12 protein-coding genes and 1 pseudogene are annotated in these 16,108 nt (G+C 66.5%); 6 read left to right on the forward strand and 7 right to left on the reverse strand.

What is annotated here, in order from left to right; genetic code table 11:
- Positions 1 to 169: 169 nt before the first annotated feature.
- On the reverse strand, positions 170 to 550 hold the full coding sequence (locus ALC15_RS24365) for a carboxymuconolactone decarboxylase family protein (protein WP_050629459.1): 381 nt from the start codon (positions 548 to 550) through the stop codon (positions 170 to 172).
- Positions 551 to 722: 172 nt separating this feature from the next.
- On the opposite strand from ALC15_RS24365, the gene ALC15_RS24370 reads away from it, so the two are divergent.
- Positions 723 to 3,350 (forward strand): TIGR02302 family protein, encoded by a 2,628-nt coding sequence (locus tag ALC15_RS24370; protein ID WP_050629460.1) that lies wholly within the window; start codon positions 723 to 725, stop codon positions 3,348 to 3,350.
- A 140-nt stretch (positions 3,351 to 3,490) separates the two neighbouring features.
- Here ALC15_RS24370 and ALC15_RS24375 read toward each other — a convergent pair.
- Both ALC15_RS24375 and ALC15_RS24380 read right to left on the reverse strand, forming a co-directional pair.
- Positions 3,491 to 3,867, reverse strand: a pseudogene (locus ALC15_RS24375) (response regulator).
- A 37-nt stretch (positions 3,868 to 3,904) separates the two neighbouring features.
- Positions 3,905 to 4,765, reverse strand: a complete 861-nt coding sequence (locus tag ALC15_RS24380; RefSeq protein ID WP_050629461.1) for an MJ0042-type zinc finger domain-containing protein — start codon at positions 4,763 to 4,765, stop codon at positions 3,905 to 3,907.
- Between the two features lie 177 nt (positions 4,766 to 4,942).
- On the opposite strand from ALC15_RS24380, the gene ftsE reads away from it, so the two are divergent.
- The 4 genes from ftsE (at position 4,943) to ALC15_RS24400 (ending at position 8,206) form a co-directional block, all read left to right on the forward strand.
- A complete protein-coding gene (gene ftsE, locus ALC15_RS24385) occupies positions 4,943 to 5,602 on the forward strand; it encodes a cell division ATP-binding protein FtsE (protein WP_021079468.1) in 660 nt (219 codons plus the stop codon).
- Positions 5,595 to 6,566 carry a cell division protein FtsX gene (locus tag ALC15_RS24390; protein WP_050629462.1) on the forward strand — a complete coding sequence of 324 codons (972 nt, stop codon included), beginning with the start codon at positions 5,595 to 5,597 and terminating at the stop codon, positions 6,564 to 6,566. Before ftsE ends, ALC15_RS24390 begins: the two co-directional genes overlap by 8 nt.
- A 160-nt stretch (positions 6,567 to 6,726) precedes the next feature.
- Positions 6,727 to 7,446, forward strand: a complete 720-nt coding sequence (locus ALC15_RS24395; protein WP_050629463.1) for a YdcF family protein — start codon at positions 6,727 to 6,729, stop codon at positions 7,444 to 7,446.
- Position 7,447: 1 nt separating this feature from the next.
- Positions 7,448 to 8,206, forward strand: coding sequence for a lysophospholipid acyltransferase family protein (locus ALC15_RS24400; protein ID WP_050629464.1), 759 nt, complete (start codon positions 7,448 to 7,450; stop codon positions 8,204 to 8,206).
- Between the two features lie 34 nt (positions 8,207 to 8,240).
- Here ALC15_RS24400 and ALC15_RS24405 read toward each other — a convergent pair whose 3' ends face one another.
- Positions 8,241 to 9,155 carry a LysR family transcriptional regulator gene (locus tag ALC15_RS24405; protein WP_050629465.1) on the reverse strand — a complete coding sequence of 305 codons (915 nt, stop codon included), beginning with the start codon at positions 9,153 to 9,155 and terminating at the stop codon, positions 8,241 to 8,243.
- Positions 9,156 to 9,284: 129 nt separating this feature from the next.
- On the opposite strand from ALC15_RS24405, the gene ALC15_RS24410 reads away from it, so the two are divergent.
- Positions 9,285 to 10,556, forward strand: coding sequence for an MFS transporter (locus ALC15_RS24410; protein WP_094194070.1), 1,272 nt, complete (start codon positions 9,285 to 9,287; stop codon positions 10,554 to 10,556).
- A 14-nt stretch (positions 10,557 to 10,570) separates the two neighbouring features.
- On the opposite strand, the gene ALC15_RS24415 is transcribed toward ALC15_RS24410, so the two are convergent.
- The 3 genes from ALC15_RS24415 to ALC15_RS24425 form a co-directional block, all read right to left on the reverse strand.
- The gene (locus ALC15_RS24415) at positions 10,571 to 12,052 is read right to left on the reverse strand and encodes an aldehyde dehydrogenase (RefSeq protein WP_050629466.1); all 1,482 of its coding nucleotides are present in this window, start codon (positions 12,050 to 12,052) and stop codon (positions 10,571 to 10,573) included.
- A gap of 100 nt (positions 12,053 to 12,152) precedes the next feature.
- Positions 12,153 to 12,617: a peroxiredoxin family protein gene (locus ALC15_RS24420; RefSeq protein WP_050629510.1), complete on the reverse strand. Its 465-nt coding sequence runs from the start codon at positions 12,615 to 12,617 to the stop codon at positions 12,153 to 12,155.
- Positions 12,618 to 12,675: 58 nt separating this feature from the next.
- The gene (locus tag ALC15_RS24425; RefSeq protein ID WP_050629467.1) at positions 12,676 to 15,978 is read right to left on the reverse strand and encodes an efflux RND transporter permease subunit; all 3,303 of its coding nucleotides are present in this window, start codon (positions 15,976 to 15,978) and stop codon (positions 12,676 to 12,678) included.
- Between the last annotated feature and the right edge of the window lie 130 nt (positions 15,979 to 16,108).

Raw genomic sequence — 16,108 nt, forward strand, 5'->3', positions numbered from 1 at the left:
GCGCGATGTTCCGCGCCCCACATTCAGTGTCGTCCCTGCGAAAGCAGGGACCCATAACCACCGCTTTTGATTGTTGTGCGAGGCTGGCGCCCCGGCATCTCTAACCACGAAGGCCTGTGGTTATGGGTCCCGGCTTTCGCCGGGACGACGATGCGGAGGCAGCAGCGCCTCACGCCTTGTCGAGTTCGGCGAATACCTCGCGCGCGATGCGGAAGCTGTCGACGCCGGCCGGGATGCCGGCATAGATCGAGACCTGCATGAAGATCTCGCGGATCTCGTCGCGGGACACGCCGTTGGTCAGCGCGCCCTTGATGTGCGCCTTCAGTTCGTGCGGCCGGTTCAGGATCGAGATCATGGCGAGGTTGAGCATGCTGCGGGTCTTGCGCGGCAGCTCCTCGCGGCCCCAGACTGCGCCCCAGCAATATTCCGTGACGAGTTCCTGGAACGGCTTGTTGAAGCTGTCCGAGTTCTTCAGCGCATTGTTGACATAGGCCTCGCCGAGCACCGCCTTGCGGATTTCGAGCCCCTTGTCGTGCGTCTTCTGGTCCATATCGTTTCCTCGTGCGTTAAGGCGTTGGTTCGGGCCGGGAAGTTACGGGGTCGAACCGCCGCAGTCACGCCTTCGTGTTATGCGTATTTCCCGGTGTGGGTTACGCCCCGGAACGGGTGCCTCAAAGCCGCCGCCGTGCTAGGCTGACCTGCCGGCTACCCCGGAGATTTTATTGAGCGGAGCCAACATCGACCCGTCTGACAACGCCTCACGCGCGGTCCGCGACAGCGATGCGATCGCGCGGCTGAAATTGACCGAGGCTCTGCAGCGGGCAAGATTCGCGATTGCGTGGGAGCGGGCCTGGCCGCATCTGGCGCGGTTCCTGACGGTCGTGGGTTTGTTCCTGGTCGCATCCTGGGCCGGGCTGTGGCTGCTGCTGCCGTTTGCCGCACGCGTCGCCGGTGCCGGCCTGTTCGGTCTTGCCGCGCTCGCGGCGTTGGCGCCGCTGGTGCGCTTCCGCTGGCCGAGCCGCGAGGAGGGCCTGAGCCGGCTCGACCGCGGCGCCGGCATCCCGCATCGCCCCGCGACCACGCTGTCCGATACGCTCACCAACAAGGATCCGTTTGCGCTGGCGCTGTGGCAGGCGCAGCGCGAGCGCACGCTGGCTTCGATCAAGCGCATCCGCGCCGGCCTGCCGCGGCCGCGCGTCTCGCTGCACGACCCCTGGGCGCTGCGCGCGCTGGTCATCGTCATGCTGGTCGCAAGCTATATCGCGGCCGGCGACGAGCGCGGGCTGCGGGTCGCCTCCGCGTTCGACTGGAACGGCATCATGGCGCCGGCCAATGTCAGGGTCGACGCCTGGGTGACACCGCCGAACTACACCGGCAAGCCGCCGATCATCCTGTCGAACGCCAACAAGGACGCCAACGCGGCCGACACCACCCCGCTCGCGGTTCCCTCGGGCAGCACGCTGCTGGTGCGCTCCAGTGGCGGCACCATCGACGTCGTGGTCGGTGGCGGCGTTGCCGAGGTGGCGCCGGAAGGGCAGGCGCCGAAGGGCACCAATGAGCGGCATTTCAAGATCACCGGCGACGGCACCGCGCATGTCCGCGCGCCGGCCGGCCAGCCGCAGTGGAAATTCACTGCGACGCCCGACCGCCCGCCGTCGATCGCGCTCGCCAAGGATCCGGAGCGGCAGGCGCGCGGCGCCCTGCAGATGTCCTACCGGCTCGAGGACGATTACGGCGTGACCGAAGCGCACGCGCAGTTCGCGGCGCGGCCCGCCGATGCGCCCAAAGACGCGACCAAGGATTCGACCAAGGATGCCGACGGCAAGGCCGCGCAGCCGCGGCCGCTGTTCGAGCCGCCGCAGTTCGCGCTGGTGCTGCCGAATGCGCGCACCCGCAACGGCGTCGGCCAGACCGTCAAGGACCTCAGCGAAGATCCCTATGCCGGCGCCGACGTGACGCTGACGCTGACCGCCAAGGACGAGGCTGGCAATGAGGGCAAGAGCGAGCCCTTCAACATGCGGCTGCCGGAGCGGCTGTTCACCAAGCCGCTGGCGCGCGCGCTGATCGAGCAGCGCCGCATCCTGGCGCTCGATGCCAACCAGAACGGCCAGGTCTACGCCGCGCTCGATGCGCTGATGATCGCGCCGGAAATGTTCATGCCGGAGACCGGCTATTATCTCGGCCTCCACACCGTGGCCCGCCAGCTCGAGGCGGCGCGCACCGACGATCAGCTGCGCGAGGTCGTCGCCAGCCTGTGGGCGCTCGCCGTCACCATCGAGGACGGCAATATCAGCGACGTCGACAAGGCGCTGCGCGCGGCGCAGGACGCACTCAAGCAGGCGCTGGAGCGCGGCGCGACCGACGAGGAGATCAAGAAGCTCACCGACAATCTGCGCGCTGCGCTGGACAATTTCCTGCGCCAGATGGTCGAGCAGTTCCGCAACAATCCGCAGCAGCTCGCCCGGCCGCTCGATCCCAATGCCAAGGTGCTGAGCCAGCAGGACCTCAAGAACATGCTCGATCGCATGGAGCGGCTGTCGCGCTCCGGCGACAAGGACGCGGCACGGCAGCTGCTGGAACAGATGCAGCAGATGCTGGAAAACCTGCAGATGGCGCAGCCCAACCAGGGCGACGACGACATGCAGCAGTCGCTCAACGAGCTCGGCGACATGATCCGCAAGCAGCAGCAGTTGCGCGACAAGACCTTCAAGCAGGGCCAGGATTCCCGCCGCGACCGCATGCGCGGCAAGCAGGGCGACCAGTCGATGGGCGACCTGCAGCAGGATCAGCAGGCGCTGCGCGACCGCCTGAAGAAGCTGCAGGACGAGCTCGCCAAGCGCGGCATGGGGCCGGAGCAGCGCGGCCAGAAGGGCCAGAAAGGTCAGAAGGGCGATCAGGCCCAGCAGGGCGAGCAAGGCGGCGATCAGGGGGATCAGGGCGACGACGGCGATGGGCTCGACCAGGCCGATTCCGCGATGGGCGATGCCTCCGGCCGGCTCGGCGAGGGCAACGCCGACGGCGCGGTGGATTCGCAGGGCCGCGCGCTGGATGCGCTGCGCAAGGGCGCCCAGAGCCTTGCCGACGCGATGCAGCAGGGTGACGGCGATCAGCCCGGCGATGGCCCCGGCAACCGCGCCGGCCGCCAGCAGAGCGGCGGCAACCAGACCGATCCGCTCGGCCGTCCGCTGCATGGCCGCGAATTCGGCGACGACTACACGGTGAAGATCCCCGGCGAGATCGACGTCCAGCGCGTCCGCCGTATCCTCGAAGAGCTGCGCCGCCGCCTCGCCGATCCGTCACGGCCGCAGATCGAGCTCGACTACATCGAGCGGCTGCTGAAGGATTATTGATCCGGCCATCATCTCCGCTGTCATCGCCCGGCTCGACCGGGCGATCCAGTATTCCAGAGACGTCAGTGCTTGAATCGAGAGGCCGCGGCGTACTGGATACCCCGCATGCGCGGGGTATGACACCGAATGTGTGTGTTGGACTATTGCGCCTTCCGCGCTGCCAGCGCGTCCGCCACAGCGGTGCGGATATCCGCCACCGAGAACGGCTTGGTCACCACGTCGTGCACGATCGCCTCGAGGCCGGAGGCGCGCTCGCGCTGATGGGCGAAGCCGGTCATCAGCAGGATCTTCAACTCCGGAAAGTCGCGCGCCGCGGTCAGCGCCAGCGCGATGCCGTCCATCACGGGCATCTGGATGTCGGTGAGCAAAAGGTCGAACGCGCCTTCGTCGCGCGTCAGAACCTCCAGCGCCTCGGCGCCGTCCTGCGCGGTCACGGTCTCGTGGCCGTCCATCGCGATGCGCGCGCCACCAGCGAGCGCATCGAATCTTCGTCGTCGGCGATCAGAACACGCGTCATGGTGAGTGTCGGTTCCCGCAAGTGTTGGCGCGCAGCCTCAGGCGCGGCCGCCGGTGAGGTCATGCTTGTTGAAGAAGCGTACGTCGATATTGCGGCCTTCGGGCGGCGGCGAGGCGAGGCGCGACTTGAAGAAGGCGCGCTCGCCGGGATTGAGCACCGGCTGCTCCAGCACCGCATTCCAGGCATAGATCTCGGCGCCCTGCGCGTCGCGCACCGAGAAGCGCAGCCGCGGCAATTCGACCGGCTTCCTGGTCTGGCCGACGATCATGCCCTCGATGACCAGCACCGGCTTGCCGTCCACGGTCTCGTTGGTGATCTTGAGGTCCTTGAAGGCAAGCCCGCGCAGATTCACGTCGAGCCCGACCATCTTGTAGAACAGCGCCGTCTGCGGCAGCAGCCGCACCACGTCGTTGCGCCAGACGAACAGCGCGATGATCAGCGCGGCCATCGCAGCGCAGGTGGTCGGCAGCGCGCCGATCACGGGCATGAAGGGAATCCGGGGCAGGGCAGGCAGGCGGAACAAGCGGGGAAATCGCGGCAGGCGGAAGCGGCGCTTTCCGGTCGCTTCCTGGCCGTCGGCATGGGCCGCGGCATCCGCCTCGGCCACCGCCGGCCACGCGGTCGCGGCATCGCCCTCGGGCAAATCGGCCGAAATCGACGGGCTCTCGACCACCGGGGTCTCGTCGGTCTCCTCGCGGCCCATCGCCTCCCATTCGGCGGCAAGATCGGAGCCGGCGGCCTCGTAGGCCAGGGTGGGCGCGGTCGCCCCGATCGCATCCTCCGGCCGGGCCAGCCAGACCTCGCGGCAGCGGGAACAACGGACGGTGCGTCCGGCCTCCCCGAGGGTGGCCGGATTGATGGCATAGGATGTTGTACAATGCGGGCAAACGATATGCATGGAGCCGAATCTCCACCGTGTGGTATGCCCGGATGCTACTGAGCGACCGTTAACGAATCGGAAACCATAACGGTCGCACAAGCTTTCGGTGCGGTTCGCGGCCGCTCGGCGGGGCGTTCGGGCCGCCGTCAGTGTTGGGTATTGGGCCACCAGGCCCTCTCGAACGGAGCTAGCGCATTGGTTCGGTTCGAAAATGTCGGTCTGCGCTACGGGCTCGGCCCGGAGATTTTGCGCGACCTCTCCTTCATGATCCCGGCGCACTCGTTCCAGTTCCTCACCGGGCCGTCCGGCGCCGGCAAGACCTCGCTGCTGCGGCTTTTGTTCCTGTCGCTGCGGCCGACCCGCGGGCTGGTCAATCTGTTCGGCAAGGATGTCTCCCTGCTGAGCAAGGACCAGGTCGCCGACCTGCGCAAGCGGATCGGCATCGTGCTGCAGGATTTCCGCCTGCTCGATCACATGACCACCTATGAGAACGTCGCGCTGCCGTTCCGCGTGATGGGCCGCGAGGAATCGACCTATCGGCGCGAGGTAATCGACCTGTTGAAATGGGTCGGCCTCGGCGAGCGGATGGATGCGCTGCCGCCGATCCTGTCGGGCGGCGAGAAGCAGCGCGCCGCGATCGCGCGCGCGGTGATCTCGCGGCCGCAATTGCTGCTGGCGGACGAGCCGACCGGCAGCGTCGATCCGACGCTCGGACGCCGCCTGCTGCGGCTGTTCATCGAGCTGAACAAGTCCGGCACCGCAGTCATCATCGCGACCCACGACATCACGCTGATGGATCAATACGAGGCGCGGCGGCTGGTGCTGCATCAGGGACGGCTGCACATCTATGAGTAGGAGCGGCGACGAGAAAGTGTCGTTGGTCGATCTCGGGCGCGAGCGTCCGCAGGTCCCGGCCACGGCGCGCAACATGTCGCCGATCGTGCCGCGCGCATCGATCTCCGGCCGCGCACTGGTCGCCGTGGTCGCGATCATGACCTTCCTCGCCTCGCTGACGACAGGCACCGTGCTGCTGGTCAGCGCGTCCGCCGCCGAATGGCAGTCGGAAGTCTCGAGCGAGATCACCATCCAGGTGCGCCCTTCGCCGGGCCGCGATCTCGATCGCGACGCGCAGGCAGCAAGCGATGCGATGCGGGCGCAGCCCGGCATCCTCGAGGTCCGTCCGTTCAGCAAGGAGGAGAGTGCCAAGCTGCTGGAGCCGTGGCTCGGCAGCGGGCTCTCGATCGACGAACTGCCGGTGCCGCGCGTCATCGTGGCGCGGGTGCAGCCCGGCACCACGCTCGATCTCGCGGGCTTGCGCGCGCGGGTAACGCAGGCGGCGCCAACTGCAAGTGTCGACGATCACCGCGCCTGGATCGAGCGCATGCGCTCGATGACCGGCGCCACGGTGTTCGCCGGCGTCGGCATCCTGATCCTCGTGATCATCGCCACGATCATTTCGGTGTCGTTCGCCACCCGCGGCGCGATGGCCGCCAACCGCCCGATCGTCGAGGTGCTGCATTTCGTCGGCGCCGGCGACAGCTTCATCGCCAACCGCTTCCTGCGGCACTTCCTCCGGCTCGGCCTCGAGGGCGGGCTGATCGGCGGCGGCGCGGCGATGCTGGCGTTCGGCTTCTCCGAGTCGATCGCCAACTGGTTCTCCGGCACGCCGGTGGGCGACCAGTTCGCGGCCCTGCTCGGCACCTTCTCGTTGCGTCCGTCGGGCTATCTGGTGCTGGCGTTGCAGGCGGTGCTGATCGCGGCGATCACGGCATGGGCGTCGCGGCGCACCCTGTTTGCCACGCTCGACGACATCGACTGACGGCCGGCGGCATCGCATTGATGGCGCCGATTTCGTGGTCGCAGTTCGCGGGGTGAGTGTGATCCGGCGTGCATTCGCGCAGGTCCAGCCGCGGCAAAACCGGTTTCCACTTTTCCGGATCATGTTCTAAAATCACCGGGGGGAAGGGTAGCCGCATCACATGAGTTTGCAGTCCGACGATACGTCGCCGAATGGCCATGCCGCGCGCCCGCGCGGCTGGCTGCGCGCCGCCATCGTCGCGTCGCTGGCGCTGGCGTTCGTCGCCGCCGCGGTCGGTTTCATCGGCTTCCTGTCGCAATTGCGCGGCGTCGAGACTGACCCGCCGCACAATGCCGACGGCATCGTGGTGCTGACCGGCGGCTCGTCGCGGGTCTCGGACGCGATGGAACTGCTGGCGGCCGGCTACGGCAAGCGTCTCTTGATCTCCGGCGTGCACCCGACCAACGACGCCAGCGACATCTCCCGCTCGGTGCCGGACAGCCAGGGGCTGATGCGCTGTTGCGTCGACCTCGACCGCTCGGCGGTCAACACCCGCAGCAATGCGGCGGAGACGCGGCGCTGGGTCCACGAGCGCGGCTTCAGGTCGCTGATCGTGGTGACGTCGAACTACCACATGCCGCGCGCGATCGTGGAACTGTCGCATGCGATGCCGGATGTCACGCTGATCCCGTTCGCGGTGGTCGGCGACAAATGGCGCGACGAGCCGTGGTGGACGAGTGGCGGAACGTTCCGTCTCTTGCTATCGGAATACGCCAAATATGTCGCCGCGGAGATGCGGGTGCGGCTGGCCGATATCGGCCTCGACCTGACCTCCGATCTCGGCGAGCCGGCAGCCACGCCGCGCCGCCCGGCGACGGCGCAGGCGTCAAACAAGGACTGAAATGATCTTCCTGCGTTCGCTGATCTTCAACGTGCTGTTCTATCTGGTGCTGGTGCTGCTCTGCATCGTCGCGCTGCCGGCGCTGCTGCTGCCGCGGGGCGCGCTGATGGCGCTGGAGGCCCTGTGGGCCAACATCAGCCTGTTCCTGATGCGCGTGATCTGCAACATCCGGATCGAGTTCCGCGGCGTCGAAAAGATCCCGCCGGGACCATTGGTGGTCGCCTCCAAGCACCAGTCGTTCTGGGAGACGTTTGCGCTAGTGCGCTTCTTCGAGCACCCACTGTTCATCCTCAAGCGCGAGCTGATGATGATCCCGGTGTTCGGCTGGTACCTGAAGAAAGTGGGCATGATCTCGGTCGAGCGCGGCGGCGGACCGCGTTCCCTGGTCAAGACGCTGAAGCGCGCCGCAGCCGAGGTGAAGCTCGGCCGCCAGCTCGTGATCTTCCCCGAGGGCACCCGCACCGCGCCCGGCGCCGCGCCGAACTACAAGGCCGGCGTCGCGCAGATCTATGCCGAGAGCGGCGTGCCGTGCCTGCCGATCGCGCTCAATTCCGGGCTGTTCTGGCCGCGCCGCACCTTCATGCGCTACCCCGGCACGCTGGTGGTCGAATTCCTCGATCCGCTGCCGCCGGGGCTGCCGCGCGACGAGTTCATGACCCGCCTGCGCGACGAGATCGAAACCGCCACCACCCGCATCGTCGACGCCGGCCGCGCCGAGCAGGCCAAATTGTTCGGTGGCGTGCCGGATGCGACGGAGTAGGGCGCGATCTCGTGGACGGCGACGTTCGGCGTCGCTAGCCGCGCTTTTCTTGCCGCCGGATGTCATGGTGCCGTAGCGCATCGACGATCACCTTGAATGCAGCCGAGTTCTGCCGGGACGTCGGGTAGTAGATGAAATAGCCGTCGAACTTCGGCGACCAGTCGTCAAGCACGACAACCAACTCTCCCGACCGCACATGCTGCGCGGCCATGTCTTCGGGAAGGTAGGCAATGCCGAAGCCTTTCACGGCGGCATCGATCATCGCGTGCGAGTCGTTGAAGGTCATTTGCCCCTCGACGCGTACCCGGAGCTCAGCATCATTCTTGGCGAACTCCCACACATAGTGACCGCCCGCCGCCAGGCGCCGCTTGATGCAGACGTGGTTGACGAGGTCCTGTGGACGCTTGGGCCGGGGATGTTCCTTCAGATAGGCGGGTGAAGCGACCGCGACCAGCCGCCAATCGGGGCCGATGCGCACCGCGATCATATCCTTTTCCACGCTCTCGCCGAGCCGGACGCCGGCGTCGAAGCCGTCCTTGACGATGTTGCGGAATCCCGTGTCGACGCTGAACTCGACCTGGATATCCGGATATCTCTTCAGGACGGGCGACAGCTTCGGCCAGACGGCGGTCTGCAGCGCGTGGTCCGAAAGCGTGATCCGGATGGTACCCGATGGCGTGTCGCGCAGCGACATCAGCGCCGCGATGTCGCGCTCGATCTCTTCGATGCGCGGCGCAAGCGATTGTTGAAGGCGCTCGCCCGCCTCGGTGAGGCCGACGCTGCGCGTCGTGCGCGTGAGAAGCCGCAGCCCCATCTGCATCTCGAGGCGCTTGATCGTGTGGCTGAGCGTCGACTGTACGACGCCCAGCTTGGCAGCGGCCTTGGTGAAGCTGCGCTCGCGGGCGACCGCCACGAAGGCCAGTAAGTCGTTGAAATCCTGGCTTGCCATGGCGCCAGTATTCATGGCCCAGGTCGATTAATGCAAGCGAATTATAGCGGCTAATCGAACGTCGTGCCGCGCTCTATGTGTGACCGCGAACAGCGCCGACGCGGGCGCCTCTCTGAACATGGATGCTCGATGGACGCCACAATCGATCAAAAGACAATGCAACCAATGACCGCGTGGAGCGCCGTCTTCGCGCTTGCACTCTGCGCCTCGACCCTCGTTGCAACCGAGTGGATGCCCGTGAGCTTGCTCACGCCGATTGCAGCAGGCCTTGAGTTGACTGAAGGACAGGCCGGGCAAGCCATTTCCGTGTCCGGCTTCTTCGCCATCCTGACCAGCCTTTTCATTTCGGCCGCAACGCGCGGCGCCGATCGGCGGGCAGTCTTGCTGTGGCTGACCGGCGTCATGCTGATCTCCGGCGTCGTCGTCGCGTTTGCGCCCACCTACACGGTTTTCATGGTCGGGCGTGCGTTGGTCGGCATGGTCGTTGGAGGCTTTTGGTCGATGTCCGCCGCAACGATGATCCGCATCGTGCCAGCCGCCGATGTGCCGCGCGCGCTCGCGATCCTCAATGGTGGCAATGCGCTCGCGACGACGATCGCCGCGCCGCTTGGTAGCTTTCTCGGCCAGTATATCGGTTGGCGCGGCGCGTTCTTTTGCGTCGTGCCGATCGCGGCGCTGACGCTGCTCTGGCAATTCGTCGCCCTCCCCAGGATGCCGAGCCATGAACGGGCGAGCGCGACGGCGGCATTCAAGGTGCTGCGCCGGCCCGGAGTGCCGTACGGCATGCTCGCGGCGGGGCTGTTCTTCCTCGGGCAGTTCGCGCTCTTCACTTATTTGCGGCCATTCTTCGAGACGGTCACGCGCGTCGATGTCACGACCATTTCGGCTCTGCTGCTCGTGATGGGCGTTGCCGGTCTTGTCGGTACGACCCTGATCGGCCTTGTTATCCGCGACCGCCTTTACACGTTCCTTGTATTGATGCCGTTCGCAATGGCCGCGATTGCCGTTGCCCTCACGGCATTGGGCGGCTCGCTTGGCGCAACGACGGCGCTGATGTTGCTGTGGGGCTTCATCGGCACTGCGGCGCCCGTTGGCTGGTTTACCTGGTTGAGCAAGGCCTTGCCCGATGACGCTGAAGCAGGCGGCGGGCTGATGGTCGCGGTGATCCAGCTCGCCATTACGGCGGGTGCCGCGGGTGGTGGCGTGCTTTTCGACAGCAGCGGCTATCGTGCCACCTTCCTGTTCAGCGCCGCCATCCTCGCTCTCTCGTCGCTCGTGATTCTGGTCGGAGCGCTTCGCCGCAGGGCAAGCAATGCACGTCTTGTGCGTCGGCAAGTCCGGCTGCGTGACGCAACGTCTTGGCGAATGCGTGCTTCACCTCCCCTCGGCGAGGAGAGGTGAAGCATAGCGCTTGCTCACCGCATCACGAATGGATTGGCCGGCACGTCGGTCGCGGTCGAGATCCAGACGCTCTTGGTCTCCTGATATTCGCGCACCGCGTCGATGCCGCTCTCGCGGCCGACGCCGGAGAACTTCATGCCGCCGAACGGCATCATGTAGCTGATGGCGCGGTAGGTGTTGACCCACACCGTGCCGGCGCGCAGCTGCTTCGGCACGCGGATGGCGCGGGCGAGATCCTTGGTCCAGATGCCGGCGGCGAGGCCATAGATGGTGTCGTTGGCGATGCGGATGGCGTCTTCCTCGGAGTCGAAGGAGATGATCGACAGCACCGGCCCGAACACCTCCTCGCGCGCGATCCGCATCGAGTTGTCGACATCGGTGAAGATGGTCGGCTCGACGAACTGGCCGCCCTTGATGCCGTCGCCGGACGCAGGCTTACCGCCGAGCAGGCAGCGTGCGCCTTCGGCTTTTGCAATGTCGATGTAGTCGAGCACCTTCTTGTACTGCGCGGGTGTCGTGATCGGCCCGACATTGGTGTCTGATTGCATGGGATCGCCGATCTTGGCGGACTTCGCGAGCTCCAATACGCGCGCGACGAACTTCTCCTTGATCGAGCTCTGCACCAGGAGGCGCGATCCGGCGATGCAGGTCTGCCCGGTGGCGGCGAAGATGCCGGAGATCGCGCCGGCGGCGGCGGCCGTGAGGTCGGCATCCTCGAATACGATGTTCGGCGACTTGCCGCCGAGCTCGAGCGAAACGCGCTTCAGGCTCTTCGCCGCGGTCTCGTAGACCTTTGCGCCTGTCGTGTCCGACCCCGTGAAGGTGATCTTGGCGACGCCGGGATGCGAGATCAGCGCCGAGCCTGCTTCGGGACCGAAGCCGGTCACCACGTTGAAGATGCCGTCGGGAATCCCGGCTTCTTTCGTCAGCTCGGCGAATTCCAGCGTGCTGGCCGAGGTGAATTCCGAGGGCTTGACGACCACGGCGCAACCGGCCGCGAGCGCGGCGGCGCATTTCCAGGCGACGAACAGCAGCGGCGAATTCCACGCGGTCAGCGCCGCGACGACGCCGACCGGCTCGTGCGTGGTGTAGGCAAACGTCTCCGCCTTGTCGATCGGCACCAGGCCGCCCTCGAGCTTGTCGACGAGGCCGCCGAAATACCACCACCACTCCGGATGGTAGCGCAGCTGGCCCAGCATCTCGGCCATCAGCTTGCCGTTGTCGCGCACCTCGATCTCGGCGAGCCGCTCGGCATTGGCCGCGACGAGGTCGCCGAGCTTGCGCATCGCCTTGCCGCGGGCGGAGGCCGTCATCTTCGCCCACGGTCCATTCCACATCGCCTCGTTGGCGGCCTTCACCGCCTTGTCGGCATCGGCGGCGGTGCCGCGCGGGATCCTGGCCCAGGCCTCGCCGCGATAGGGATCGATCGATTCGAACCACTCGCCATTGGCCGGATCGACATACTGGCCGTTGATGTAGAGCTGATAGGTCTTCATGAGATCCTCCCGCAGAGACGCTGGTTCTGGTTGGCCAAACGGTATCATGCCTCGCGCGACGCCGTCATAACGCGCCTGCGTGAACGGGGTTGCTCGGGCCTCAGCCGTGCGGTGCGGCAAGCTCGGCTGCGATGATCGCGCCGAGCGCCATGTCGCTCTGCTGGCCGAAGCCGTGATGCACGATGTTGCCGTCGCGACCGATCAGGATGCTGGTCGGGGTTCCCTGCATGCCGTAGCGCTGCATGGTGACCGGGATCGGCGTGCCGTCGCCGGCCTCATCGACGCCGATCGGGAAGGTCAGCCGGTATTCGTGGATGAAGGCTTCCAGCGACACGGGCGTCATCGCCGCGTGGTGCTCGAATACGGTGTGCAGCCCGATCACCTGCAGGTCGGAATGCTTGAACAGCTCGAAGGCGCGCTGGGTCTGCGGGGTGCCGTGCGACACGCAGCCCGGACACAGCATCTGGAACGCGTGCAGCAGCACGGGGCGGCCGCGCAGCGCCGCCAGGGTCAGCGGCTCGCTGTTGAACCAGCGGGATGCTGCGATTTCCGGTGCTGGAGTCACGGCCTGGTTCCTTGCGCCTGCCACTTCGCGTCAGGTTGGCAAGATCGACGCCGATATGTCAACGACCGGCGGCGCCTGCCGCTGCTGCCCGCCGTGCGCGGCGTGCGGCGCGGCGGCGCTGGGTCCAGAGCCTGGCGCGGTCGAGATAGAGATAGACCACCGGCGTGGTGTAGAGCGTCAGGATCTGGCTCAGGATCAATCCGCCGAAGATCGCGATGCCGAGCGGCTGGCGCAGTTCGCTGCCTTCGCCGAGCCCGATCATCAGCGGCACCGCGCCGAACAGCGCGGCGAGCGTCGTCATCATGATCGGGCGGAAGCGCATCAGGCAGGCTTCGTAGATCGCATCGCGCGACGACAGCCCGCGCTGGCGCTCTGCGTCGAGCGCGAAGTCGATCATCATGATGGCGTTCTTCTTGACGATGCCGACCAGCAGGATCACCCCGATCATGCCGATGATGTCGAAATCGGTGTGCGACAGCATCAAGGCCGCGACCGCGCCGACGCCGGCCGAGGGCAAGGTGGAGAGGATGGTCAGCGGGTGGATGTAGCTCTCATAAAGCATGCCGAGCGAGATGTAGATCGTCGCCAGCGCGGCGAGGATCAGGAACAACTCGTTCGCCAGCGCCTGCTGGAAGATCTTCGCGGACCCCGCAAACCCGCCGTTGATGCCCGCCGGCATGTTGATCGCATGCATCGCATTCTCGATCGTGGTGGTCGCGGTGCTCAGCGAGACGCTCGGCGGCAGGTTGAAGGAGATGGTGCTGGACACCAGGAGATCCTGGTGGTTGACCGCAAGCGGCGTCTCGCCATGCTCGAAGCGCGCGACGCTCGACAGCGGGATCATGGTCTCGGCGCTGGTCGAGACCGCGGTTCCGGTCGAGGCGACGCCCTTGCCGGTGGCGCCGATCGAGTTGGTCGCCTGGTTGCGTACCACGTTGGCGGCGATCGAGTTGAGCGAGCTCTTCTGCGAGGACGAGGCCACGGTCCCGGCCACCGCATTGGTGCTCTGGGTGCCGGTCGCCGACCCACCCGAGGTCGAGATGTAGACCTCCTTCAGGGTCTGCGGGTCCTGCGAGAAGCGCGGCGCCACCTCCATGATGACGTGATACTGGTTGCGCGCGACGAAGATGGTCGAGACCTGGCGCTGCCCGAATGCGTCATAGAGCGTGTTGTCGAGCTGGCTGACGGTGATCCCGAGCCGCGAGGCGGCGTCGCGATCGATCACCAGATTGGCTTGCAGCGCCTTGTTCTGCTGGTCGCTGTTGACGTCGGCAAGGGTCGGCTCCTTCTGCAGCGCGGCGACCAGCTTCGGCGTCCACTCGTTCAGCTCCTCGAAGGTCGAGCCCTTCAGCGTGTATTGATACGCCGCGTTGCCCGAGCGCCCACCGGCGCCGAGATCGCCGATCGATTGCAGGAACAGGGTGGCGCCGGCCACGCTCGCCAACGGCTCGCGCAGCCGCTCGATCACCTTGTCGGCGCGCAGGTTGCGTTCGCCCATCGGCTTCAGCGAGGCGAACACGGTGCCGGTGTTGGTGCCGCCCGGGCCGACGCCGCCGCCACCGGTGAAGCCGACCGCGGTATCGACCGCCGGATCCGACTTCACGATGTCGATGAACTGGGTCAGCTTCTGCTTCATCAGCTGGAACGAGGTGCTCTGGTCGGCCTGGATCGAGCCGACCAGCAGCCCGGTATCCTGCTGCGGCACGAAGCCCTTGGGCACGACCCGGTAGAGATGGAAGTTCAGATAGAGCGTCGAGCCCAGGATCAGCATCACCAAGAGCGGATGGCGCAGCGCGAGGCCGAGCGTCGCGCGGTAGCCACCCAGCAGCAGCTCGAAGATGCGCTCGCTGATCCGGTAGATCCGGCCATGCGCCCGGTCTCCCTCCTTGCGCAGCAGCACCGAGCACATCATCGGCGTCGTAGTCAGCGAGACCACCAGCGAGATCACGATCGCGATCGTGATGGTCATGGCGAATTCGCGGAACAGGCGGCCGACCAGCCCGCCCATCAAGAGGATCGGCACGAACACCGCGATCAGCGACACGCTCATCGACAGCACGGTGAAGCCGACCTCGCGGGTGCCGACCAGCGTCGCCTCCAGCCGCGACAGCCCCGCATCCATGTGGCGGGTGATGTTCTCCAGCACCACGATGGCGTCGTCGACCACGAAGCCCGTCGCCACCGTCAGCGCCATCAACGAGAAGATGTCGAGCGTGTAGCCGAGCAGGTACATCACGGCGAAGGTCGCGATCAGCGACACGCCGACCGCCACCACAGGCACCAGCGTCGCCCGCGCATTGCGCAGGAAGGCGAACACCACCAGGATCACCAGGGCGACCGCGATCAAGAGCGTGATCTCGACATCGTGCAGCGAGGCGCGGATCGTCTTCGAGCGGTCCATCGCGAGCGTGATGTCGACCGCGGGCGAGACCGAGGCCTTGAGCTGCGGCATCAGCCCTTTCACATTGTCGACCATCTTGATGATGTTGGCGCCCGGCTGCCGGTACACGATCATCACGACGGCCGGCTTGCCGTTGGCAAGGCCGAGCGTGCGCACATTCTCCACGGAATCGATCACGTCGCCGACGTCGGTCAGCCGCACCGCCGCGCCGTTCCGGTAGGCGACGACCAGCGGCTTGTAGTCGGCCGCCTTGCGGGCCTGGTCGTTGGCGTAGATCTGGTAGCGCTGGTCGCCGACGTCGATGCCGCCCTTCGGGCTGTGCGCATTGGCGCTCGAGAGCGCGGCGCGGACGTCCTCGAGCCCGATGCCGTATTTGTAGAGCGCCGGCGGGATCAGCTCGACGCGCACCGCGGGCAGCGAGCCGCCGCCGACCGAGACCTCGCCGACGCCCTCGACCTGCGACAGTTTCTGCGCCAGCACGGTCGAGGCGGCGTCATAGAGCTCGGCCGGCGTCAGGGTGTCCGAGGTCAGGGTGTAGATCAGGATCGGCGCCGAGGCCGGGTTGAACTTGCGGTAGGTCGGATTGGCGCGCAGGTTGGTCGGCAGGTCGGCGCGCGCCGCGTTGATCGCCGCCTGCACGTCGCGCGCGGCGCCGTTGATGTCGCGGTCGATGTCGAATTGCAGCGTGATGCGCGCGGAGCCGAGCGAGGACACCGAGGTCATTTCGGTGACGCTTGCGATCTGGCCGAGGTGCCGTTCCAGCGGGCTCGCCACGGTGGAAGCGACGTCGGCCGGGCTGGCGCCGGGCAGCGTCGCCTGCACCATGATGGTCGGGATGTCGACGTCGGGCAGCGGCGACACCGGCAGCTTGAAGAACGCAATGATGCCCGCCACCACAAGTCCAAGCGACAGCAGCGTGGTGCCGACCGGCCGTCGGACAAAGGGGGCGGAGAGGTTCATTGCATCAGCGAGCGATGTTTGCGGATGAGCTTCTATCCGTCCGCGCCACGATGCAAAAGCCTAAATGTCACAGGGCGCTGCCATACACCTGCCGCGATTTGCCGGGTTGCGACCAAACCACGATCGGATT

Origin of the sequence: Bradyrhizobium viridifuturi (genome assembly GCF_001238275.1) — a bacterium.
Classification (GTDB): domain Bacteria; phylum Pseudomonadota; class Alphaproteobacteria; order Rhizobiales; family Xanthobacteraceae; genus Bradyrhizobium; species Bradyrhizobium viridifuturi.

Excerpts from the sequence above, each read along its gene's own strand:
- ALC15_RS24415 (WP_050629466.1), bottom strand. The coding sequence starts at position 12,052 with ATGAAGACCTATCAGCTCTACATCAACGGCCAGTATGTCGATCCGGCC.
- ALC15_RS24410 (WP_094194070.1), top strand. The coding sequence starts at position 9,285 with ATGGACGCCACAATCGATCAAAAGACAATGCAACCAATGACCGCGTGG.
- ALC15_RS24400 (WP_050629464.1), top strand. The coding sequence starts at position 7,448 with ATGATCTTCCTGCGTTCGCTGATCTTCAACGTGCTGTTCTATCTGGTG.
- ALC15_RS24425 (WP_050629467.1), bottom strand. The coding sequence starts at position 15,978 with ATGAACCTCTCCGCCCCCTTTGTCCGACGGCCGGTCGGCACCACGCTG.
- ALC15_RS24405 (WP_050629465.1), bottom strand. The coding sequence starts at position 9,155 with ATGGCAAGCCAGGATTTCAACGACTTACTGGCCTTCGTGGCGGTCGCC.
- ALC15_RS24380 (WP_050629461.1), bottom strand. The coding sequence starts at position 4,765 with ATGCATATCGTTTGCCCGCATTGTACAACATCCTATGCCATCAATCCG.
- ALC15_RS24365 (WP_050629459.1), bottom strand. The coding sequence starts at position 550 with ATGGACCAGAAGACGCACGACAAGGGGCTCGAAATCCGCAAGGCGGTG.
- ALC15_RS24395 (WP_050629463.1), top strand. The coding sequence starts at position 6,727 with ATGAGTTTGCAGTCCGACGATACGTCGCCGAATGGCCATGCCGCGCGC.
- ALC15_RS24390 (WP_050629462.1), top strand. The coding sequence starts at position 5,595 with ATGAGTAGGAGCGGCGACGAGAAAGTGTCGTTGGTCGATCTCGGGCGC.